The organism is Desulfobaccales bacterium, from assembly GCA_041648175.1.
Taxonomy (GTDB): domain Bacteria; phylum Desulfobacterota; class Desulfobaccia; order Desulfobaccales; family 0-14-0-80-60-11; genus 0-14-0-80-60-11.
The window spans coordinates 107,859-130,707 of the sequence record JBAZPO010000012.1 but is presented as its reverse complement, the minus strand read 5'-3'; the positions used below and the strand labels follow the sequence as shown (position 1 = coordinate 130,707).

The following is a 22,849-nucleotide window of genomic DNA, read 5'->3' as shown; positions in this document are numbered from 1 at the left end:
CTTATCCCGCCCCACGAGCAGGACCGCGAGAGCAGCCAGGCAAAAAAAAACGGGAAGGTATTTAGCATACCCTTCCGATCTTTGGCCAGGGCCCGCAGCCCTGCCTTCAGTCTGACATGCTATCTACGCCTTCAATTTAATGTGAAAATTGGGTGATGTCAAGGAAAATAAAGGGGAAGCTGAAGACACCCCCCCACCGTTTCATGGGCCCCCTGGGGCACCGCGCTGGCAGGAGCAATGGCATGATCTTATTACAATAATCAGGTCCAGCCGGTCAATGGGTGCGACTCAGGAGTTCTTCGGTAATAGCCCAAAAATAGGTCTTTTCCAGGGAGGCAGGGAAGGTCCCCAGGTTATCCTGGGCCTTCAGGGTGTAGTCCCGGGCGATGGCCCGGGCGTGGTCCAGCGAGCCGTACTTATCCAGGAGATTCTTCAGTTCCGGGGCGGACTCCGGGGTCAGGTCCTGGGCAATGGCCTCCAGGCGCTCCCGGTCTGCCGTATTGGCCTGGGCCAGGGCGTGGATCAAAGGCAGGGTGATGCGCCCTTCTCTAAGGTCAGCGCATACCTGCTTGCCCAACTCCCGTTCGTTCCCGGTATAATCCAGAATATCGTCTACCACCTGAAAGGTGATCCCCAGGTTCAGGCCCATCTGGCTCAAGGCCTCCTCCTGGGTGGGCTCGACCCCGCCCAAGATGGCCCCGATCTGACACGCAGCCGCCATGAGGATCGCAGTCTTGCGCGTGATGACGTCGAAGTAATCGGCTTCGGTAATCTTCAAATTGCCCGCGTGCAAAAGCTGCAGGATCTCCCCTTCGGCCATCATGGTGGTGGCGTGGGACAAAACTTGCAAGATCTTCAATTTATTGGTGGTTACCGCCAAGGACAAAGCCTTGGCCAGGAGAAAGTCCCCCACCAGGATCACCGCCTGGTTGCCCCAGATGGTGTTGGCGGTGGAAACCCCCCGGCGCACGTTGGCCGCATCGATGACATCGTCGTGCAACAGCGTGGCTGCGTGCAGATATTCGAAGATCGTCGAGAAATCGCTCAGACTGTTGCCCTGGCAGCCGCACATCCGCGCCGCCAGAATGAACAAGAGCGGCCGCACGCGCTTGCCGCCGCTGAGCAGGATATGGCGCCCCACCTCGGCGATCAACGGCACGTGGGTCTGAAGATTGGCCGAAAGCGCCAGATTGATGGCGACCACATCTTTTTCCAGGTCTTTCAGGATACTTTTGCCCGTGGCGCTCATTGTGAATAAAGTAACTTACTCCTCCGGGGAAGTCAATTATTTAGGGCGAGGCTGCTAATGCCCCCAGCCAATCATAATAATTATGACAGAAATTAATTTGTCTGCAAACCCAGTGATCCGTGGAAGGGGAGGGTTGTGCTGAGGGAGGATTCACCCTCGTTTGCCCTCGTTCCCAAGCTCCAGCTTGGAATACCACTTTCCGCCCAAGCTCCGCTTGGTCACCTCCCGTAGAGGCAGGCCGTCCGCTCGCCACCGCTCTTATCCCTTTTCCCCGTCCTCCACAATCTCCCCCACCAAATCATAAGGCAGCGCCCGGGTAATCCGTACCGTCTGGATCTCCCCCACCTGACCAACTCCCGCGGTAATATAAACCTGGCCGTCGATATCCGGGGCCTGGCTCATCATGCGTCCCGTGAGCAGGTAGTCGCTCTCCGGGCTCACCCCTTCCACCAGGACCTCGGCCACCTGCCCCACCAGGGCCTTGAGCCGGGCCTTGACGATCCTGGCCTGTATGGCCTTGAGGTGACGGGCCCGGCGCCGGGCCTCCCGCCGGGACACCTTGGGACTCCACTGGGCTGCAGGAGTTCCCGTTTCCGGGCAATATAAGAAAACCCCCAAATGATCGAAACGTACCTCTTCCATAAGATCAATCAGGGTCTGATAGTGTTCCTCGGTCTCTCCGGGGAAGCCCGTCATGACCGTGGTGCGTAGCGTCGCCCCGGGGAGGATTTCCCGAATAAGCTGGACCGCGTCCAAAATCTCCCGGCGGCCATAGCCGCGCCCCATGCGTCTTAAAACCTCGTCGTGGCCGTGCTGGATGGGCAGGTCCAGGTAAGGCAAAATCCGGGGATGAGCCGCCATGGTCTCCAAAAGCTCCCGGGTGATTCGGGCAGGATGGGCATACAGCAAGCGAATCCACCGGAACCCGTCAATCCCGGCCAGTTCCCTAAGCAACGCCGCAAGCCCCGGTTGCCCCGGCTCCTCTTTGCCGTAGGCCGTGGTGTCCTGGGCCACCAGGATGAGTTCTTTAACTCCGGCCCCGGCAAGCAGTTCGGCCTCCCGCACCAAAGTCTTCAGAGGGCGGCTGCGCAAGGGCCCGCGAATCTGGGGGATGATACAGAAAGTACAGCGGTGGCTGCAGCCTTCGGCGATCTTGAGATACGCCAGATGTGCCGGTGTGGCGGGGTAGCGCGCCTCGGGGGCCGCGTAGGCGTAGGGTGGGGCCGTATGAAATAACCGGTCTGCCTGCCCGGTCGCAAGCCCTGCCAGCATATCCGCCAGGGCCGGAAAATCGTTGACCCCCACAAAGAGGTCCACTTCCGGCAGTTCTTGCGCCAGGTCAGCCCCATAGCGCTGCACCAGGCACCCGGCCACCACCAGGCGCTTGCCGGGCTCATTCTCCTTGACCCGGGCCATCGAAAGGATAGTGTCCACCGCTTCTTTACAGGCTGCCTCAATAAACCCGCAGGTATTGACCAGGAGCACGTCCGCCGCGGCTGGATCCCCGGTAACCTCCCAGCCCGCCTGGGTCAGCCGCCCCAACATAATTTCCGTGTCCACCAGGTTTTTTGGGCAGCCCAAGGAGACGGCGTAGATCTTGAGGGGGAAGTTATTATGATTCAAAACGTATCCCATAAATTAATTGGCCAGAGTTAATAAATGCGAGCCTTAACCTGCTGGAATTTGGTTGCTGCCCTCCGTCAATAAACGATTGGATTTGGTGAGTCCTCGTTTAATCATACTTTAAATGTTCAAATGTTGAAACGGGCTCACCTTGCTAGAATTTGAAATGAACAATAATTTTAAGATGTTCAATATTAATGGCATTTTTAACTTATTAAAATTTGTATCAAAATAAATTAAATGATGAAAAACAATAACTTATTTAAATGGCATAATTATTGCATTTTTTTATAAAAAAGATGTAAAAATATTACCTATCCATTTTTTTTACACTTCGAGTGGTCGGATAGAGAGAGGGGGGACAGCGAAGAAACTTAATTGATTTCATTAACATGAGAAAAGGTTGCCTCGACCGCGTAAAAGGAATTCTCGCAATTATAGCATGATGCTCCCAGGGTTGAGGAGGTTTTTCCAAAAGAGCTATTTACAATTTCTAACAAGGAAGGGTCGTCCATGAAAAGAACATCTATTGCACTGATTGCCTTGCTAATGGTGGTGGGGCTGACCACCTCAGCTATGGCATTTGGCGTAACCATCTCAAGCGGCGGGGAATCGTTTGATCTGAGCTACTTGCAAAGCGAAAGTGGTTTTGTGCTTTCTGAGCAAACAATTAATTTTTCGGGGGGCGACCAGGTCATCATAACCGGCAATGCCAGCGCTGATCCTATCATTAGCTACGGCCTGGCAGTGACCGATTTTGGGGCTCCCTCCACCTTTGCCTTTGTTTTCAGCATCCCCGTCTTGGCCGGTGAGCTGCCGGCTCTGCCGACGGTGGTCACCTCCTCCATCGTGGGGGGGCTCACCGATTTCACCGGAAATGGCGTAACTATTACGGCTACAAATCTTAATGGCCTTATCCAGGACAACTTTCTGCAAGATGTTGCCTTCACCTGGAGTGTGGGTCCCACGGCGGCCTTCGGACCAGGGCCTGCGGGGTCTTTATATGCCTATGGCCCCTATACCTTTGGTCCTGCTCCCGGTCCGTCCGGGCCGTATACCGGCATCTTTAGCACCACTGTGTCGTTCGGCCTCAGTGGCGGAGGCGATGTTGCGGCTTTGACGGGCTTCTGCAGCATTAACCCGGTGGTTCCCTTGCCTCCCACGCTGCTGCTCTTGGGTTCCGGCTTGGTGGGTTTGATCGGGCTTAGAGTGCGCCAGCGCAAGGTATCAGCCTGATTCCATCCCGAACAAGTAACTATCATGGTGCGCTCCGGCGCACCATTTTTTGGGTTATTCTTACTGAAACGAACTCTCTGTTCGTATCAAGAGTAATGTAGGTCAGGCACTGCCCGCCATGTACGGTGCGTTCTACGCACCATTTTTCTAACTGCTCCCCGCTAACTGCTGATAGCTAATCACCGTCCACGCATCCAAAGCCGCAAACATCACCAGCCAGAAAACCAACTGTACCAGCCAGGCATTTCGCTTTTGCCGGGGCGTGGTAAGCACCCGCTCATCCAACGCCTGCATAAAATTATACATGACCGCGCCCCTGGGGCAAAGGGCGGAAACCTCAATAATGCATGGCGTGCAGGGCCCCGTCCTAATTGCGCATAAGTTCAAAAATTGAAACATGAAAGCCCGGTTCCGAAAAGTTCTTTATAAGATTTGGAGCCGCCTACCTCCCGGTGCCTCCACAGGCAAACTGGCCCGGAGAACTTTTTAAACTTATTGCTGAGCCATCACCTTATGAGCAAATGGCCTGAAAAGTAGTGCTCGCCTGGGCGGGACGCTTGAGCCAGCAGAGCCTCTTTAACTTTACATTATTTATGGTTAACCGCAGGCTCAAGAATGCTGTGTCACTAGTTGAGGAACTTAAAAATAAGTATAAGAACTGAAACATGACAACTCTATAATATTCCTTAATAAAATAAAATAATCTTAAATAATTATGAAATAAGTTTAATAATGATTACATGACTTGGGGTAGTCCCCTGGACCAAATAATCCATGATAAATATTTAATGAATTAAAACAATACATTAAGATAATGGAATGATTATTGCTATATATTCTTGTAAAAATTAAATACACCATTAAGGGAGGTTGAGAAAAAGTGAAGAAAAAAATACTTATCACCTTTCTTTGCATCATGGCCTTGACTGTCTTGAGCGCAAGCGGCGCCTTCGCAGAACTGTGCCTCAATTACGCAAATATTACAGGTGCAGAGATTTCCTTCGACGGGGCCGACGACTCCATCAAGTTTCCGAACACCGGAACCTACGACTTCCAAATCACTGACGTGCATGACGGAACAGGGAGTGCTTTAAACCTGTTTGGGAACATCGGCGGCACCTTCACCATCGGCGCAATATCGTCTCCTGTGGCGGGTCTTGAGACAGCCCCGGTCACCGGGACGGGAACCTTTTCCATCGATGATGGGGCCGGCTTTGTTCTCTCAAGTGCCCTGGAATGGGTGAGTATCTTCACGTTCGGCACTGATGGAGGTCTTAACGCCGGAGGGGTGGCCAATGTGACCGGCATTACTTATGGAGGGGTCAACGCCGATCTTTTGGCTTTTAGCGCCTTTGGTTCGGCAATTAATGCCCTGACCTTCCAGTTTACTCCAGCCGTGTCCTTAAGCGAGTTGGTGGTGGACGGCATAAATCATACCACCTATTCCGGCTCCGCCTGTGCAGTACCCGTCCCGCCTTCCCTGGTCCTTCTGGGCAGCGCCCTGTTGGGTCTGGTGGGTCTCCGGAGAAAATCAGACTGACCTCAATCCCATCCAGAAGTTTACAACCCCCGGCTCCTCGCCGGGGGTTTTTTTATGTGCGTCGAGCCCCCCCAGAAGTAGTGTAGCGCAGGCATTACCATGTAGGGTGCGCCCTGCGCGCACCAAGATGGCGGGCGGGGACGCCCGCCCTACCAACTGCTCACTGCTTACCGCTCACTGATATGAAATCACTATCCACGCATCCATGGCGGCAAAAATGGTTATCCAGAACACCAGTTGGACGCCATAGGCCCACTGCCGCCGCTGCGGGGTTATCAGCACCCGCTCATCCAACGCCTTCATAAAATTATACATGACCGCGCACTCCAGGGCGAAGGGCGCAAACCCCAGGTACCCCGGCAGCGGCATCTCGAAGACCTTGAAGCAATTGAGCACCGGCAACGTATACACCCATTTACTGATAGCGAACCAATTCCAGGACTCCCACCAAACCCCGCAGATCAACCCCGCGGTCAACAGATTCAGGAACCGCCGCCGTTCCCCCGCGGCAAAGCGCACAATCAGAGAAGGCCCGCCCATGAGGTCACACAACGGGTCCAACAGGAAGAAAAACGCCCCCCAGATCAGGGGAAAGGCATAGTTGGGCCACACCAGGGGAAACACCAGCATCCCCACCCCCACCATCAGCGACACCGGTTGCCAGGAACCCAAATTAAAGGCCCGGCCTTTGACGTTCTGAAAGGACCCCAGGGCCCCCATCACTTCAGCGGTTAAGAGCACCCCGGGCAGCACCGTGGCAAAGGCCAGGGCGTAACCGCTCCACCGGAGCCACCCCACCGGCACCACCGCCACATAGCCCCAGTTTCTTAGGACCAGGTTAAGGGCTTCAAACACCAGCCACACGGTGACGGACCAGACGAACATTGTGCCAAAATCCCGGGGCCGATTCAGGAGCCACGACCTCCCTTTCAGGCGATAGAGGAAGCCGTCCAGAAAGATGATATAAGGGTACCACGCGAAGAAATAGAGATACTGCAGGATGGCTTCCCGGCCGCTCACCATACCCCACAGGCCCACGGCCCATCCGGCCAGGGCGACGATGATCTCCAGATTTGCCAGGTACGTGAAATTTGCCATGATTTCTCCCCCTTAGGTTTTATCATAAGCACCGCACCGGCGGTTGCAAAGCCGCCGAAGCCGGGAAAAACAGGCGCAGCCTGGTTTTTTCCTTGCCAAGCCGAAAAAAAGTTGCTATAGGATAAAAATCCCAGGTCTATCGGCCCACCTCTGGGGGAGGTCGCGCAAATCACTTCAGGACCTGTATACTGGCAAACCCGGACCACTAGATAAGAGGAGTCTCTATGATATCTTGGCTCGTGGGGGTGGTAGTTTGCCTCGCATTTCTGGCGGGATGCGGCGGCGGTCAAAAAGGCGCTCAGGTCAAGGCCGACCCGGTCCAACCGGAAATCACGGTTCCCGTGGTCGATGACAACGCCGACGAAGCCGCCCTAACCGAGGAGTTGAGCCCCAACCGCGTGGAGGAGCTTTACGCCAAGAGCGGTATCCCCGGTTCGGACAGCAGCCTGGAAGATGAATTGCAAAAATGGGATCATCAGATCAAATTTGATGTGCCCATCCAAATGAATAAGCAGGTTAAGGCCTATCTGGTCTACTTCTCCACCGAGCGCAAAGCGGTCATCACGCGCTACCTGGCCCGCTCCACCCGCTATCTGCCCATGATCAAAGAGGTGTTCCAGGAGGCCGGCCTTCCGGAAGACCTGGCCTATCTCGCCATGATCGAAAGCGGCTTTAATAACAAGGCCTATTCCCCGGCCGCCGCCAGCGGCATGTGGCAGTTCATCAAAGGCACCGGCCTGCGTTACGGCTTGACCATTGACGGCTACGTGGATGAGCGCCGGGACCCGGAAAAGGCCACCCGGGCCGCCGCCCAATATCTCCTGGACCTCTATAAACAATTCGGTTCCTGGTATCTGGCCGCTGCCTCTTACAACTGCGGCGAGGGCAGGGTGCAGCGGGAGTTGAACCAGAGCAACCACAAGAACTTCTGGGAACTCTCCGCCAACATGTGCCTGCCCACCGAGACTAAAAATTACGTGCCCCAGATGATCGCGGCTACTATCATCGCCAAGAACCCGGAAAAATTCGGCTTTAAAAATGTCCCTTATTTACCGCCGCTCAAAATTGACAAGGTCCCCATAAAGGAAACCACGTCCCTGACGGCCGTCGCGGTAGCCGTGAACGTGCCCTCCGAGGAAGTGGCGGCCCTCAACCCGGAGTTGCTCCGGGGCATAACTCCCCCGGATGCGCCGTCCTACTCCTTGAATCTGCCGCCCAACAGCAAAGAATTGTTCACGAAAAATATTACCATTGCCCGCATCGAGCATCCCGCGGTGGCCTCGCACCCCATCCGGGTGGCCCGCAGTTCCGGACGCTCCTATTCCAGCCGCGGGAGCAGTCGGAGTTCTGCCAGCCAGTCCACCGAGGTGGCTCACAAATCCAGCCCCAAGAGCCGGACCTATGCCAAGCCCGCCAAAAAGGCCAGCCGCACTTATGCCAAACAGGAGCAACCGAACCACAGCACCCCCGCCAAAGCTCAAACGGCCACCCTTGCCAAGGCTAATACTCCGGCTAAGGCTAGCGCAGCCCCGGTCCAGGCCTCTATGTTCGGTACATCGTCTGTGGCCGCCAAGCCGGCTGAAGCCAAAAAGACCAAAGTGGCCCTCATAGGCACTGCCAAGGATAATTCCAATACCCAGGCATCCAAAGCCAAAAAATCCAGCGACACCCGCTTGGCGAAAAAGACCGATAACTCCGCCAAGAGTTCCAGCAAACCCAAGAAGAACGGTTCGTCCAACAAGAATGCCAAGGATAAGTATTCTCACGCCAAATCCAAACGGCCTCTCATGGTTTCCGAAGCCCGGTAATCACTCCGGGCTTCGGCCCAACCCCGCTTTTTCCATTTTTTTTTCGTGCACCTCTTGATTTTCCCGCAAAAGTAGTTAAAATTTGCAGGATGATTAGCACTCACTTGATGAGAGTGCTAACACCGCTCATAACCTGAATTTATTCCAAGGAGGTTGTATATGAAGGTTAAACCCTTGAACGACCGGGTTCTGGTCAAAAGGATCGAAGAGGTGCAGGTCACCAAAGGCGGCATCCTCATTCCCGATACCGCCAAAGAGAAGCCCATTGAAGGCAAAGTCATCTCCGTCGGCCCCGGCAAAATGAGCGACGCCGGTAACCGCATGCCTCTTCAACTGAAAGAAGGCGACCGGGTCCTGTTCGGCAAGTATGCCGGCACCGAAATTAAGATGGAAGGCGAAGAATACCTGATGATGCGGGAAGAAGACATCCTCGCTGTTCTCACCGACTAATCCAAATCTTCCCTGCAACGAACCTGAATTTCTGACGTATCAGCATTTATCCTTAAGGAGGACAGTAAGCTCATGTCTGCAAAAGAAATTAAATATGACATTAAAGCCCGGGAGTCTATGCTCCGGGGCGTCAATACCTTGGCGGACGCCGTCAAAGTCACCCTGGGTCCCAAGGGCCGTAACGTAATCCTGGAAAAAGCCTTCGGCGCCCCGGCCATCACCAAGGACGGCGTTACCGTCGCCAAAGAGATCGAACTGGAAGACAAATTCGAGAACATGGGGGCCCAGATGGTTCGGGAAGTGGCCTCCAAGACCTCCGATGTCGCCGGCGACGGCACCACCACCGCCACCATCCTGGCCCAGGCCATCTACCGCGAAGGCTCCCGCCTCGTGGCCGCCGGCACCAACCCCATGGCCTTGAAGCGCGGCATCGAGCAGGCCGTGACCGCGGTCGTGGAAGAGCTCCACAAGATTTCCAAGCCCACCAAAGACCAGAAAGAAATCGCCCAGGTCGGCACCATCAGCGCCAACAACGACCCCTCCATCGGTAACATCATTGCCGATGCCATGGCCAAGGTCGGCAAAGAAGGCGTCATCACCGTAGAAGAAGCCAAAGGCATGGAAACCACTCTGGAAGTGGTGGAAGGCATGCAGTTCGACCGCGGCTACATCTCCCCCTACTTCGTCACCAACCCGGAGAAGATGGAAGCCGCCCTGGAAGAGCCCTACATCCTCATCCACGAGAAGAAGGTCAGCGCCATGAAAGACCTGCTCCCCGTGCTCGAGACCATTGCCAAAATGGGCAAACCCCTGGTGATCATCGCCGAGGACGTGGACGGCGAAGCCCTGGCCACCCTGGTAGTCAACAAACTGCGCGGCACCCTCCAGGTCGCGGCCGTCAAGGCCCCCGGCTTCGGCGACCGCCGCAAAGCCATGTTGGAAGACATCGCCATCCTCACCGGCGGCCAGATGATCTCCGAGGACATGGGCTGGAAGCTGGAAAACGTCACGGTCAAAGAGCTGGGCACCGCCCGCAAAGTGAGCCTCGACCGGGATAACACCACCATCATCGACGGCGGCGGCGACCGTGCGGCCATCGAAGGCCGCGTGAAACAGATTCGCGTCCAGATCGATGAGACCACCTCCGACTACGACCGGGAAAAGCTCCAGGAGCGCCTGGCCAAGTTGGTGGGCGGCGTCGCGGTTATCCGTGTCGGCGCGGCCACTGAGGTCGAAATGAAAGAGAAGAAGGCTCGGGTAGAAGACGCCCTCAACGCCACCCGCGCGGCGGTGGAAGAAGGCATCGTGCCCGGCGGCGGCGTCGCCCTCATGCGCTGCGCCCCGGCCCTGGCCGGCCTGAAGCTGAAGAGTCATGACGAAGATCTGGGCGTCAATATCATCAAGCGGGCTCTGGAAGAACCCATCCGCCAGATCGCTAACAACGCCGGCTTCGAAGGTTCCGTAGTGGCGGAGCATGTCAAAAACGAGAAAGGCGCCATGGGCTTCAACGCCGAATCTGGCCAATACGAGGACCTGATGGAAGCGGGCGTCATCGACCCCACCAAGGTCACCCGCTACGCTATCCAGAATGCCGCTTCAGTGGCTTCCTTGTTGATCACCACCGAAGCCATGATCGCCGAGAAACCCAAGAAAGAATCGCCGATGCCCCCCATGGGCGGCGGCGGCATGGGCGGCATGGAAGGCATGTACTAAAACAGGGGTTAGGGATCAGGGGTTAGTGCCATAGGCTTCCAGTCTGTGGGACATCCCCTTCCCTCGATTCCCTTCAAAATGTAGGGTGGGCACGTCCCACCAAATAGTAGGGGCGGACCTGTGTGTCCGCCCTTTTTTTATCCAGTGAATAAACTACCAGCCTGTGATAACTTGCGTTATTGTTAATCTTCTTTTCCACTTTTCTTTTGGCTTGTTCCGGAAATTGGACATAAAATTACAAAAGGAACATAGTTTCCTGTCGAGGAGCACCAGATGAAACGGCAACTTACGGCCATTATTGAACGCGAAGGGGATGGCTATGTGTCTTTGTGCCCTGAACTCGATATAGCCAGTCAGGGAGACACCGTCCAGGCAGCTCGAGAAAATCTCCGGGAAGCCTTGGAACTCTTTTTTGAATCGGCTTCCTCGGAGGAGATCAAGAGTCGGCTCCGGGAAGAGGTTTATGTTACCCAGGTTGAGGTAGCAGTTGGGTAAACTGCGAGTTCTGTCCGGCCAAGAGGTTTGTCAAATCCTGTCCAGACACGGGTTTGCCAAGTCCGTCGGCGTGGCAGCCATATCGTCATGCAGAAAACGTTCAACGATGGCACGATTACCGTTCCGGTTCCTGACCATGGGGAACTAAGAATCGGCACTTTACAATCAATCATCCGTCAGTCAGGAATTCCTCGGAGTGAATTCGAATAATATAAAATGGTAGTATTGCCTGCGTGTCCGCCCTGCCTTTTTTCCATCCAGAAAAATGTCATCTTAAGGCATCTAATCAGATTCTAGCTTGAACTTGCCTTTAATTCCAGGTAGCCTCTCAAATATTACCGCGTAACTTTCCACCCCATTGACAATTCCTGTGCAACTCTTCAACCGAAAACGGCACCTATACTCATTGACCAAAAGAGCCTCTTGCAAAATTGCCGGACATGATGTAGTCGCAGGCTTTAGCTTATATGAGCACAGGCTGGAAAGCCTGTGCTACCGGCAAACTCATAAACGCCCAAATAAGATATTGACCGAAAAGAGACTTTTGCAAGAGGCTCAAAAGTTTTTTCTTATTAACCCCTCACCCTACCCTCTCCCACAAGGGGAGAGGAGAATTAGAGGAAAAAACTTTTGGCAAACGCTATAAGGGAGAACTTCATGAACATCCTGGCCTTGAACAGCAGCCCGCGGGAGAACGAAACCAGCAAGACCGAACTGGTCTTACAAAAATTCTTGGAAGGGGCCAAACGCGCCGGGGCCGTGGCCGAGACCCTCTACCTGCGGAACTACAAGATCAACCACTGTCTGGGCTGCTATGGTTGCTGGGTCCAGACCCCAGGCCGCTGCATCCAGAAAGACGACATGTCGGAGGTCCTGTTTGACCGGTATCTGGCGGCCGATCTGGTGGTGCTGGCCTCCCCCATCTACCACGCCACTATGAACGCCCGCATGAAGCTTTTCGTGGAACGCACCTTGCCCATGATGGACCCCTTAAAGGAAACGTCCGAGGCCGGGGGCATCCCGCACCGCTTCGAGAAGATGCCACGAGTGGTGACCTTGAGCGTCTGCGGCTTCTGGGACCCGGCCATGTTCCAGGCCTTGTCCATGACCTGGCGCATGTGCCTGGGCAATGACCTTGTCGCCGAAATCTACCGCCATTCCGCCGAATTTCTCTCCATCCCCGAATTTCAGCCCCAGGCCCAAGCCATCCTGGACGCCGTAGCTCAGGCCGGGGAAGAAGTGGTGCGTCAGGGCCAGGTCACCCCGGCCACCCTGGCCGCCCTCGCCCAGGACCTGGCCCCCGGCGAAACCCTGGCCCGCCTCCTCCGGGAATTTTGGTCCCAAAGCGCCACCGGGTAATGAAATGTAGGGGGCGCCTGCGCACCATCCTTTATATTTACGGCTCGCCAAACCGAACAGGGCGGACCTGCGTGTCCGCCCTGTTCGTCCTCGTTCCCAAGTTGCACTTGGGAACGCCACTCTGTTCTCGGGCACCGCTCGTGAGGGTGGCGTCTCCCATCCGTTTTTTTGATACCATTCATAGGGACAACCTGCCCGACCGCCCATTTTGCAGGTAGGGTAAGCCCTGCGCGCCAGGGATGAGCAAATTTTCCCAAGCCGCCCCCAAAGGTCGTCCATCCCCAACGTCACTGCTCTTTAAGGTTATCCCGCAGATCGATCATCCGCTGCTGACTTACCTTGATCAAGCCCCGGCGCGGCCGGTCGAGATCGATAATCACCATAATCACCGCGGCAATAAGAACCGACGATATTATGGTCACGAAGAAATTGCGTATCCCCGAGAGCCCGCAGCCATAACCTATGAGCCCAGTCGCCATAACCGCAACAAAATAGAGGAGCACCAGCGTAATCTCGGGCACGTGGTTTTCCAAGGCGGTGATTCTTGTGGCATTCAGGTCAATCGTTTCGTTCAGAGACTGGAGAAATAACCCGGTCGTGACCGCCCGCGGGTCTTTTTCACCCATGGCAACTCCATAGGCCCAAAGCTGATTTTGCAACCGCTCCGTTTTGTCCCTCACTTCGCGCAACAGCTTGGAGTTGTTCCCGGCATAATAAAAATCCAGCCGAACCTCGACATAGCGGCGCAACAGGTTGGAGACTTCCTTGCGTGGCGGCTCCGGCAGCAGTTGAGCCCGGAGAAAGGTGGTGCCGATTGCATTGGACTCCGAGAGGACCAATTGTTTTCTCGTATCATAACGGGACATCGCCATCGCAAAGGTAAATCCTAACAGCAGGGCCAGCAGTCCGAGCACTGCGCCTTGAATTGTATAGATCTGAGATCTCGAATGGTCGTTAGTAGTCGACTGACTCCGGCGCCCCAACAGGAATCCAGCCTCGGTCGCCAGGAAGAAACCCCCAATACTGGCAACCAGAATAAGCCACAGGTCCAAATCATAAAGCAGCTCTTCAGGCACAGCTCAGCTCTTAAATGCACATAGATTAAATAAAAGGGAGCAATTATCAGGCCGTCATTTTCCCTGCTCCCGGCCCTCCACCCATCACCATGACTCCTAAAGGGAGTCAACCATCGTTTCGTTGCTGGAAATTTCCCCTCCCTACCATAGGTCGGGAGGGGGAGAGGGCAGGAATGGCTTACGAAAAATCATGGCCCTCCCCCCACAATTATTCCCTTACCCCTCCAGCACGATCCCGGCGTAGCCCACGAAGCTTTCGCCGGGCATGATGTCGAAGCTGGTGTAGTAGTCCACCAGTTTGGCTTTATGGGCGCCGTCGGCCTTGGCTGCGGCCACCGCGGCCACCGCCCCGCCGGCGCTGCAAGCGCTCTGGTCTTCGGCCGCGGTCTTGAGCATCCCGGCCCCGTCCAGTTTCAGGGCCTCGTCGATGAATCTTTTGTCGTTGACCTCTTTGACCCACTTCACCGCCTCAGGCCCGTAGCCCTTGGGGGAGAAGCCATAGTTGGGCCCGTAGTGGGTGAGGTCGGTAGATCCGAAGGTCAGGATGCTGACCTTAAGTTCTTTGGCCACCGCGGCCACCGCCTTGCCTAAATCGATGGCCGTGGCGGAGTGTGGCGAGCGCAGGGCCAGAACTTTGGCCTGAGGGAAGAAATACTTAATGAAAGGGATCTGCACCTCGATGGTGTTATCTCCGGGATATTCCTCCCGGAGCGTCAGGCGCTTGGCCAGGGGCGCATAGAATTCCGTGGCCAGGGGGAGGTCTCCCATGGGGGTTTCCATCGCGTCGTCGGCCACCAGCAGCGGCGGCGAGCTCCCTCCCAGGTGGCCGCCGAAGATGCACACTACCTGCGGCTGCAAGGCCTTGGCAGCCAGATAAAAGATCCGGGCCGCGGCTTTGCCGGAAAAGTGCCAGCCGGCATGAGGAACGATGCCACCGAATACCGTGGTCCCCGCAGGGAGCGGCGCCGTACCGGCGATGAATTTGTCGATCTCCGCTTTACAGGCGCTGGCGCTGGCGGGGTACCACCCTATGGGCAACATCCGTTCACGGGTTCGCATGGTCGCCTCCTTTGCAGCGGGGCCGCTCATCCGCGGGCGCTTGGCAGATAAGTATTTTGGAAAAGGCTGATTTTTAGCTGTATTAAAACTGAGGGGGTCTTCTTTGTCAAGGTTCTTGGCCAGTACAGGGCTGTGCTCCTTTAGGGTAAGACCTGCACTCGGTTCGGAAGGTCTATCGGTGCTGCCATGACTGCATATACCCTTGAATGTTTGCCGGTGATATATTACATTACCAATGTTGCCTGGGTGGCGGAACGGGTAGACGCAAGGGACTTAAAATCCCTCGGTCGCAAGGCCGTGCCGGTTCGAGTCCGGCCCCAGGCACCAATTATTATTATAAAAATAACAATCAGTTATACGATAGCCGATATCTTCTTTTAGGTCATTGTGCCTGCGATTGTGCCTTTTGATACCCCTGTCAAACAACACCTCCAAAGCCGACCCATCCTGCCGGGTCAAATTCAGGATAATACCAAGTTGCGTCCATAGAAGTAAAAATAGCTTCGTTTTGTAGGATCGTACCTGCATGTTCGGCCACCATGAGGGCGGACACATAGGTCCGCCCCTACAAAAACAAAATTACCTGTATGAGCGCAACTTGGTATAAGACGACCATAGTCCGGTATACCATTGAAGCATCGACGTGGCCCTGAGTTCTGGCTACCCATCCTGGGGATTCGCCGGCTGCCAAAGCCCATGAAGCAAAAGTAGGTCTCGTTTTGTACATTCGCCAATCTGTGCCATTCGGGGATGCACTCCATCAGATTGGCCCACTCCTCAAGCGTGAAAGGTTGGATGCGAATCCTTTTATTCTTGGGTAACTTAAGGCAATTATAGCGTTTGCCATAAATTTATGCCGCTGGCTGATTTTTAAATCCCCCTAAATCCCCCTTTTTCAAAGGGGGACTTTATAAGTAATTCCTTATAGTTCACCCCTTTACCAAAGGGGAGTTAGGGGGGATTTAGGGTGTTATACCAAGTTGCGCTCATAGAAGTAAGAAAAGCTCACGGTCTGTAGTGGAGTACCCGAGTGTGCGCCCAACCTGAGGGCGGACACATAGGTCCGCCCCTACAAAAATTAAATTACCTGTTTGATCGCAGTTTGGTATTAAAGTATCTCCTATTACGGAAAAAACTTTTGGCAAACGCTATAAATGGATCCGGCAGTTGTGAGAGTCTGGGCAGAGACCGCCATGGCCCAAAAGAGCAAGGGCTGACTTGCTGACCTTTTCTCCTGCCAAAATTCTCGGCAACACCGAATCGAGCACAGTAATTCGGTGATCAAGATTCTCACCAGCAGATCTACCCAGGAAATAAGTTGGTAAACGGAGGGTACGCAGCCCGATAATTTCAAGGTATAATTCTAAAGGGCAAACCCTTACCCCGCCGAAAGCGAACTGGCTGGTCCCGGTCCGGGGGCAGAAATATAGCGTTTGCCATAAATTTATGCCGCTGGCTGATTTTTAAATCCCCCTAAATCCCCCTTTTTCAAAGGGGGACTTCATAAGTAATTCCTTATAGTTCCCTCCTTTACCAAAGGAGGGTTAGGGGGGATTTGGGGTGTAAAGTATCTCCTATTACGGAAAAAACTTTTGGCAAACGCTATAAAGAGCCATCTGGTTGCGGAGCTACCATTGAAGACCCTAAACCTTTTTTCCACGAACAAAACCTGCCGCTTGCTGGTTAATCTTGCTGGTGAAATCGTAGAAAAGTACCACCAGTTCAAAGAGTTTCTCGGGCACAACTACGTTGCCTTACAGCACCTGGCGGAACTTGAGCAGATCTATTTTACCGGGGCGCCCTTTAACATGCGGGAGGTTGAAGAACGGACCCAGGATCTGATGACCTCTACCCACCGGCTAGCAGAGGCCCTGGATGCTATGGGCCGCGGCCGCTATACCCCCTTGGTGGGCGTAGTGGACCGGCTGGCCCAGGAGATTGCACCCCTTTATTACCCACCCCCCCACTGCCTGATGGGCCCGCTGGTCCTCCCCCTTTCCGCCCTGAGTGCCGCGTCCTACGGTGAGGCGGGGGGCAAGGCCACCAACCTGGCGCTCATGGCCCAGCGGGTTGGCTTACCGGTTCCACCGGGGTTTGTCGTCACCGCCATGGGCTTCGCCCGGTTCGTGGAAGAAGCTCGGCTGATGCGGGTCATCGAGACTATGCTGGCCACCATTGATCCCAATAACCTGGAGGAGGTGGAAATCGGCAGCCGGGAAATCCAGGCAATGATCCTGGAGGCTACGCTTCCTCCAGTCCTGGCGGACCAGATTTTGGCGGCTTACGAGACCCTGGAGGCTGGGACCGTGAGGGGTGTACACATCGCCATGCGGAGCAGCGCCGTGGGAGAAGACTCCGAGGCCTCTTTCGCCGGCCAATACGTGACCCGCCTCAACGTCACGAAAAACGAAATTATTTCGGCCTACAAGGAGGTGGTGGCCAGCAAGTATGCCGCGCGGGCCATCCTCTACCGTCTGCGCTACGGCCTGGATGACCGGGATACCCCCATGTGCGTGGCCGGGATCACCATGGTGGATTCCCGGGCCAGCGGGGTGCTCTACACGGTGGACCCGGCCCGGCCCGAATCTGGCCAACTCAAGATCAGCGCGGTGTTGGGGCAGGGGGAGTACCTGGTAAGCGGTGAGACCTCCCCGGACGGATTTTTCGTGGACCGGCAGACTCTGGCTGTGGTAGACCAGAGCCTCGGGAACAAGGCCAGCCGGCTGGTTGCCAGCCCTGACGGTGGTCTTAGGCTGGAGGAGACTCCCGGGGCAGAGCGTGATCGCCCTGCCATTTCTGACCAACAGATCCGCATCCTGGCCCAGGGGGGCCTGAAGCTGGAGCGCTATTTTCAGGGACCCCTGGACGTGGAGTGGGCTGTGGACCAGGAGGGCCGCCTCTTTTTCCTGCAGTCCCGGCCGCTGGGTTTGATCCAGGGCAAAAGCCGGCAAGCTGCCGTACCCCGGGAAATCCCGGGACACCCCTTGTTGCTCGCCGGCGGCAAAACTGCTTCCCCCGGTGTGGCCGCCGGGGTGGTATGGCAAGCGGGCCGGGAAGGCAACGCCACGCCGCCGGAAAACGCCATCCTGGTGGCCCGGACGGCTTCACCGGATTACGCCAGTCTCATGGGCCGCATCAAGGGCCTCATCACCGACGTGGGGAGCATCACCAGCCACCTGGCCTCCGTGGCCCGGGAGTTTGGCCTTCCAGCCCTCCTGGATGCAAATGGGGCCACCAAAACCTTGATAGACGGTCAAGAGATCACCCTGGTCGCAGACGATGCGGCGGTGTACCAGGGGGTGGTGGCCGATCTGGCTGAGAGCGTCCGGCCAACCCGGAGGCATATCATCAACAGTCCCATGCATACGCGCTTGCGAGCCGTGCTGGACAAGTTGTCACCCTTAAATCTCACTGATCCCCAGGCCCCGGACTTTACCCCTTCCGGCTGCCGGACGCTGCACGATGTCATCCGCTATGCCCATGAGCAGGCCATGCACGAAATGTTCGGCCTGACCGAGGCCGGGCCAGGGGAGACCGTGGCGGCTCGGCTCACCACCAACATCCCCTTTCCGCTCTATCTCATCGACCTGGGCGGTGGGCTCAGCGGAGGGCTGACCACCTGCGACCAGGTGACCGTGGAAAACCTTGAGTCCGTGCCGATGAAGGCTCTGTGGCAGGGATTGTCCCACCCCGGGATCAACTGGACCGGTGGCATCACCGTGGGCGCCCGGGACTTTCTCACCCTCATGGCCCGAGGGATGTCTCAGAGGCCGGGAGAGCTGCCCGGGGGAGACAGCTTCGCGGTCATTTCCCGGGAATATGCTAATCTCAGCGCCAAGTTCGGCTACCATTATGCCAATCTGGACGTCATGGTGGGAGACAAACCGGAAGATAACTATTTTTCTCTCCAATTTTCCGGCGGGGCCGGCACCCAGGCCGGCCGTTCCATGCGCCTGAGCTTCCTGGGGAAGGTCCTCATCCGCCTCGGCTGTAAGCTGAGAATTACTGGCGACCTGTTGGATGCTTCGATAAGCGGCCTGGCGGCAGCCGATATGGAAGCCGCTCTAGACCAGTTGGGACGTCTGCTGGGGGCCAGCCGCCTTCTGGATGTAGCCATTGCCAGCGAAGCAGACGTTGACCGGATGGTAGATGCCTTTTTTCGCGGTGACTACGATTTTTTCCGGTTGTCTCAGGAAAAACGTCTACCGGATTTCTATACTCCCACCGGGGTTTGGCGGCGGGAGACTCAGGATGGCCGCAGCCTGATCCTGGAGGATGGCTCCGGTTACGGCTGGGGGGTGTCATCGGGGCTGGCAGCGCTCATGGGTCGGATTGTTGGCGTCAAGTACAAGGAATTTTTAGATAATATCGGAGCTTACTTTTATTTTCCCCTGGCCATCGCCAAGGAAAGCTTCGTCACCGACGCGGTGCTCCGGGTCAGGGCTAGGGTGTCGGGCGGCAAGATCGACCAAGTGGCCGGCCTGGCCTTTGCCATGCGGGACGTGGGTAACTACTTCGTCCTCCGAATCAATGCCTTGGAAGATAATTTAGCCCTGTTTGAATATGTGAACGGTAAGCGCCTGCTCCGGGTCAAGGTGGCGGCAACCGTCACTCTGGGGGAGTGGTACGAAATTTCGGTGATGGTACAGGATCACGCCCTTAAAGGCTACCTTGATGGCGAGCTGAAAGTGGAGTATACCGCGGACCGTCTTCTGCAGGGTTTCGTGGGGCTTTGGACTCGGGCTGATGCAGTAAGCTATTTTGAAGAGTTGGTTATCGACGCATCCGGAAAAGTCCTCCGGTTGGCTTCGTAACGGGTTACCGCTCCGCTCTCCTCGAGTGGATCACCAAGTCTTTTCCAGCCGTGCACCGCCTCTTGATTTTGGAAAGATTGGCCTTACCATATTAAGGAATAAAATAAGGGGGCTGTGCTCCTGGCCTGAGGCCATAAATAATATGAAGACCTTGCTGATGCTCATATTCCTCTTAGCTGCCGGTCTCGTGGTCGCTGGCTTTGCCGACCACAACCCGAAGCAGAAATCAGAACGGGGTGCCACAATGTCTGAGCCGCAACAAAACTTACAGACCGCCACCTTTGCTGGCGGGTGTTTCTGGTGCGTTGAGTCGGATTTCGAAAAAGTTACCGGCGTGGTGGAAGTAATTTCCGGATATACCGGTGGTCGCGGCGCTAATCCCACGTATGAAAATTACGCCGAGAAAGGGCACGTGGAAGCTGTGCAGGTGCTTTACGATCCGGCCAAAGTTTCCTACTCAAAGTTACTCGACTATTTCTGGCGTCACGTTGACCCCACTGATCCGGGCGGGCAATTTGTGGACCGGGGCCCGCAATATCGGAGCGCTATCTTTTATCACGATGCGGAACAGAAACGCCTGGCGGAAGAATCCAAACAGGCCTTGCAAAAATCCGGGCGCTTCCAAAAACCCATTGTGACGGAGATCTTACCGTTCACTAAGTTCTACCGGGCCGAGGACTACCACCAGAATTATTACAAGACCCATGCCCTGAAATATAAATACTACCGCTGGAATTCCGGCCGGGATCAATTTCTCGAGAAGGTCTGGGACAAAGGACAGGCGGCCGCCGCCGAACCACCGGGCAACCCGCAGTACACTAAACCCAGCGACGCTGAACTGCGTAAAAAACTAACGCCGTTGCAATACAAAGTGACCCAGAAGGAGGGCACGGAACCGGCATTTCAAAACGAATACCATGACAATAAGAGGGAAGGCATTTACGTGGATATTGTTTCAGGCGAGCCGCTGTTTAGTTCCAAAGACAAATACGATTCCGGGACTGGCTGGCCCAGTTTCACCAAGCCCCTGGAACCGGGGGATATTGTGGAAAAGGAGGATCGCCGGCTCTTCACCACGCGTACCGAAGTGAGGAGCAAGCATGGCGATTCCCATCTCGGCCATGTCTTTAATGACGGGCCGCCGCCCACGGGTCAACGTTACTGCATGAATTCCGCCGCCCTGCGCTTTATCCCCAAAGAAGATCTGGAAAAAGCCGGTTACGGCAAGTATCTTAAGCTCTTCAGTCCGGACAAAAATGTTAAGTAGACCGCTAAATGGTCAGGTGAAACCGGCCTAAACTTGCTTCTGCTCCTTTAACTTCGCTCATTGCAAGATGTCGGCGATCCGTTTCAAGTACTGGTCATCCGCATTTTTTTTGAAAGATGGGCCCCAGAAGTGGAACAGCAGCAGGCGCATAATGATGATCGCGGCTACTCCACCCAGGAAAAAAATAACCACAGCAGCGACCATGTGCATGACTCCCCCCTTTTATTAATTTGGTTGGGTGCAGTGTATGATCGCGCCCCCTGCAAGCCAATTAGGGAAACCCTGAATATGAGTGGGGGAATTCCTATATTGGCGGCTGTACTCTCCCTGATCGGGAAAGTGGGCAAGGCTTTAAAGGAAAACCGGCCTTGTCTTAAGGGCTACTCGCTGAGGATAATTTCATCCAGCGGTCTTTTCGGCACGTGATGCGTGCCGTGCTCATCCCGCCAGTAGTTGATACTGCCTCCGGGCTCCATCTCTTCTAAAACCACGCTCTCCTTGGGTTTGCCCAGGGCAATGGCCAGGAGGATCTCGAACCGGTCCGGAATCTGGAGAATCTCCCGCAGCAGTTCTTTTTTGATGGAGCCGATCATACAACCGGCCAGGTTATGCTCCCGGGCCCCTAGAAGGATGCTCTGGGCCGCGATTCCCAGGTCGGTGGCAAAGGTCTTGGCGATCGCCGTATCACCCACCACGATAAGATAGGCCGACGGCCGTTCGCCTTCCGGGGGGCCGGGCCAATCCTTCAGGTAGCCGGCCCAGGCCAGGCAGGAGAAGATCAGTTCATTTTTGTCGGGGTCGTTGGAGAGAATATATTTGAGGGGCTGGAGATTAGCCGCGGAGGCCGACAGGCGCGCCAGGTTCACCAGCTTTCTCAGCGTATCCACCGAGACCGGCTCATCTTGAAAGAAACGTCGGCAACTGCGGTTTTTTATGATCAGGTTCTCAATCATGGCTGCTTCCTGGTCAGGATGGTGAGAGACGACCTCCAAACAATCACGGGATGAAGCCAACGGATTTTTAGCTCTCAGTCCCCCCCCATTAAATTCGCGGGCTCCTGGCGCGGTTCCAGGCGAAAAACCCCTTCCGGGGTGAGAGTGGCCAACAAGCCATAAGTCTCCAAAAAGTCGCTCAGAGGCCGGCCCAGGAGAAGATCGGTGGCCGCCGGGGTGACTTCCCAGTCGTCGATGAGCAACTGCCGCAGATAGTGATCGAAGTGCAGGGCCTCGAACAGGGCGTCGCTGGCCTCTTCCTGACCGCTCGCCAGATCGGCTAACAGGCGGGCTACGGCGGCGCAGTCACAGCGGGCTTGATGTTCCTGGATCAATTCCCACACCTCGGGCACGCCGGCGAGGAGGTGGTGGCGCTGCAACAGCTCCTCTGGGGCAGGCGGGTCTGGGGGCTCGCTCCAGCAATTCTGGCGGCGGCACTGCTCCGGCCGATCCTCATAGATGCGGCAGGTCTGAGTGGCTGCCATATAAAACCAACACTGGCGGCTACCCGGAACCTCCCGGACCTTCAGCCGTTCCTCTTTCAGCGCGGTCACCTGCCCATCCCGGGTGGTCGCTTTCTCCCCGGACCGTAGAGTATAGACGTCGTTTAAGGTCAGGACTTCCCGGTTAAAGAGCCCCAGATCGGGACCCAGCAGCGCAGGGCTGCCCTTGCCGCAGCAGTCGCCGCACCGGACGCAGCTCTGCCCCCGCTCCAGGATCTGGTTGCGGCTGGCGGTCATCAATCGGCGCCAGGCAACGGCTCGGGACTCGGAAGGGAGGCTATTCCAGCTCTCGTAAACATCTTTAAACCCTGCGGCCGTCTCGATCTCCCGGCGCAGGATCTTGTAGCGCTCGCTCTTGGGAGAGATTTGCAAGACCTCAGCCAGATAATCGTTCCAGATGGTGGATAATGCCTCCCGCGGGCCTTTGGCCAAAGCGTCCCACGGTTCTCCATGAATCTTGCCTAAAAATTTCTTATCGGCCATGCCTGTCCTTTATTCGGTTAAGTTGTGGCAGTCGCATTTTAATCCGGAACACCTGCTGGATTAGCGCCTCCCAGAGAAATTGTA

The 22,849-nt window shown here is 55.7% G+C and carries 18 protein-coding genes and 1 tRNA gene; 10 read left to right on the top strand and 9 right to left on the bottom strand.

Annotated elements, in window-relative coordinates; translation table 11 throughout:
• Positions 1-274 precede the first annotated feature (274 nt).
• Positions 275-1,249, bottom strand: coding sequence for a polyprenyl synthetase family protein (locus WC600_12450; GenBank protein MFA4903538.1), 975 nt, complete (start codon positions 1,247-1,249; stop codon positions 275-277).
• A gap of 258 nt (positions 1,250-1,507) precedes the next feature.
• Positions 1,508-2,872 carry a 30S ribosomal protein S12 methylthiotransferase RimO gene (gene rimO / locus WC600_12445; protein ID MFA4903537.1) on the bottom strand — a complete coding sequence of 455 codons (1,365 nt, stop codon included), beginning with the start codon at positions 2,870-2,872 and terminating at the stop codon, positions 1,508-1,510.
• 513 nt (positions 2,873-3,385) lie between these two features.
• Here rimO and WC600_12440 point away from each other — a divergent pair.
• Positions 3,386-4,108: a hypothetical protein gene (locus tag WC600_12440; protein MFA4903536.1), complete on the top strand. Its 723-nt coding sequence runs from the start codon at positions 3,386-3,388 to the stop codon at positions 4,106-4,108.
• 147 nt (positions 4,109-4,255) lie between these two features.
• Here WC600_12440 and WC600_12435 read toward each other — a convergent pair whose 3' ends face one another.
• A complete protein-coding gene (locus WC600_12435) occupies positions 4,256-4,414 on the bottom strand; it encodes a hypothetical protein (protein MFA4903535.1) in 159 nt (52 codons plus the stop codon).
• Between the two features lie 574 nt (positions 4,415-4,988).
• Here WC600_12435 and WC600_12430 point away from each other — a divergent pair.
• Positions 4,989-5,648, top strand: coding sequence for a hypothetical protein (locus WC600_12430; GenBank protein ID MFA4903534.1), 660 nt, complete (start codon positions 4,989-4,991; stop codon positions 5,646-5,648).
• Between the two features lie 174 nt (positions 5,649-5,822).
• Here WC600_12430 and WC600_12425 read toward each other — a convergent pair whose 3' ends face one another.
• Complete coding sequence (locus WC600_12425) at positions 5,823-6,746, bottom strand: hypothetical protein (protein ID MFA4903533.1); 924 nt, start codon at positions 6,744-6,746, stop codon at positions 5,823-5,825.
• Positions 6,747-6,970: 224 nt separating this feature from the next.
• On the opposite strand from WC600_12425, the gene WC600_12420 reads away from it, so the two are divergent.
• From WC600_12420 to WC600_12400, 5 genes are all read left to right on the top strand, one after another.
• Positions 6,971-8,554, top strand: coding sequence for a transglycosylase SLT domain-containing protein (locus WC600_12420; protein ID MFA4903532.1), 1,584 nt, complete (start codon positions 6,971-6,973; stop codon positions 8,552-8,554).
• A 159-nt stretch (positions 8,555-8,713) separates the two neighbouring features.
• Complete coding sequence (groES, locus tag WC600_12415) at positions 8,714-9,004, top strand: co-chaperone GroES (GenBank protein MFA4903531.1); 291 nt, start codon at positions 8,714-8,716, stop codon at positions 9,002-9,004.
• A 72-nt stretch (positions 9,005-9,076) separates the two neighbouring features.
• On the top strand, positions 9,077-10,717 hold the full coding sequence (gene groL, locus WC600_12410) for a chaperonin GroEL (protein ID MFA4903530.1): 1,641 nt from the start codon (positions 9,077-9,079) through the stop codon (positions 10,715-10,717).
• Between the two features lie 273 nt (positions 10,718-10,990).
• Positions 10,991-11,212 (top strand): type II toxin-antitoxin system HicB family antitoxin, encoded by a 222-nt coding sequence (locus WC600_12405; protein MFA4903529.1) that lies wholly within the window; start codon positions 10,991-10,993, stop codon positions 11,210-11,212.
• A gap of 630 nt (positions 11,213-11,842) precedes the next feature.
• The gene (locus tag WC600_12400; protein ID MFA4903528.1) at positions 11,843-12,571 is read left to right on the top strand and encodes a flavodoxin family protein; all 729 of its coding nucleotides are present in this window, start codon (positions 11,843-11,845) and stop codon (positions 12,569-12,571) included.
• 287 nt (positions 12,572-12,858) lie between these two features.
• On the opposite strand, the gene WC600_12395 is transcribed toward WC600_12400, so the two are convergent.
• Positions 12,859-13,647 (bottom strand): hypothetical protein, encoded by a 789-nt coding sequence (locus tag WC600_12395; GenBank protein MFA4903527.1) that lies wholly within the window; start codon positions 13,645-13,647, stop codon positions 12,859-12,861.
• A 216-nt stretch (positions 13,648-13,863) separates the two neighbouring features.
• The gene (gene amrB / locus WC600_12390; protein ID MFA4903526.1) at positions 13,864-14,706 is read right to left on the bottom strand and encodes an AmmeMemoRadiSam system protein B; all 843 of its coding nucleotides are present in this window, start codon (positions 14,704-14,706) and stop codon (positions 13,864-13,866) included.
• A gap of 240 nt (positions 14,707-14,946) precedes the next feature.
• Between amrB and WC600_12385 the strand changes: the two genes are divergently transcribed.
• The 3 genes from WC600_12385 to msrB all read left to right on the top strand — a co-directional run bounded on the left by WC600_12385 (position 14,947) and on the right by msrB (position 20,787).
• Positions 14,947-15,033 (top strand) — tRNA-Leu (locus WC600_12385).
• Between the two features lie 1,307 nt (positions 15,034-16,340).
• The gene (locus tag WC600_12380) at positions 16,341-19,520 is read left to right on the top strand and encodes a PEP/pyruvate-binding domain-containing protein (protein ID MFA4903525.1); all 3,180 of its coding nucleotides are present in this window, start codon (positions 16,341-16,343) and stop codon (positions 19,518-19,520) included.
• A gap of 142 nt (positions 19,521-19,662) precedes the next feature.
• A complete protein-coding gene (gene msrB, locus WC600_12375) occupies positions 19,663-20,787 on the top strand; it encodes a peptide-methionine (R)-S-oxide reductase MsrB (GenBank protein MFA4903524.1) in 1,125 nt (374 codons plus the stop codon).
• 57 nt (positions 20,788-20,844) lie between these two features.
• Here the strand turns inward: msrB and WC600_12370 are convergent, their stop codons facing one another.
• The 3 genes from WC600_12370 to WC600_12360 all read right to left on the bottom strand — a co-directional run bounded on the left by WC600_12370 (position 20,845) and on the right by WC600_12360 (position 22,765).
• Positions 20,845-20,997 (bottom strand): hypothetical protein, encoded by a 153-nt coding sequence (locus WC600_12370; GenBank protein ID MFA4903523.1) that lies wholly within the window; start codon positions 20,995-20,997, stop codon positions 20,845-20,847.
• A 170-nt stretch (positions 20,998-21,167) separates the two neighbouring features.
• Positions 21,168-21,740 (bottom strand): nitroreductase family protein, encoded by a 573-nt coding sequence (locus WC600_12365; protein MFA4903522.1) that lies wholly within the window; start codon positions 21,738-21,740, stop codon positions 21,168-21,170.
• A 74-nt stretch (positions 21,741-21,814) separates the two neighbouring features.
• Positions 21,815-22,765, bottom strand: coding sequence for a YkgJ family cysteine cluster protein (locus WC600_12360; protein ID MFA4903521.1), 951 nt, complete (start codon positions 22,763-22,765; stop codon positions 21,815-21,817).
• Positions 22,766-22,849 lie beyond the last annotated feature (84 nt).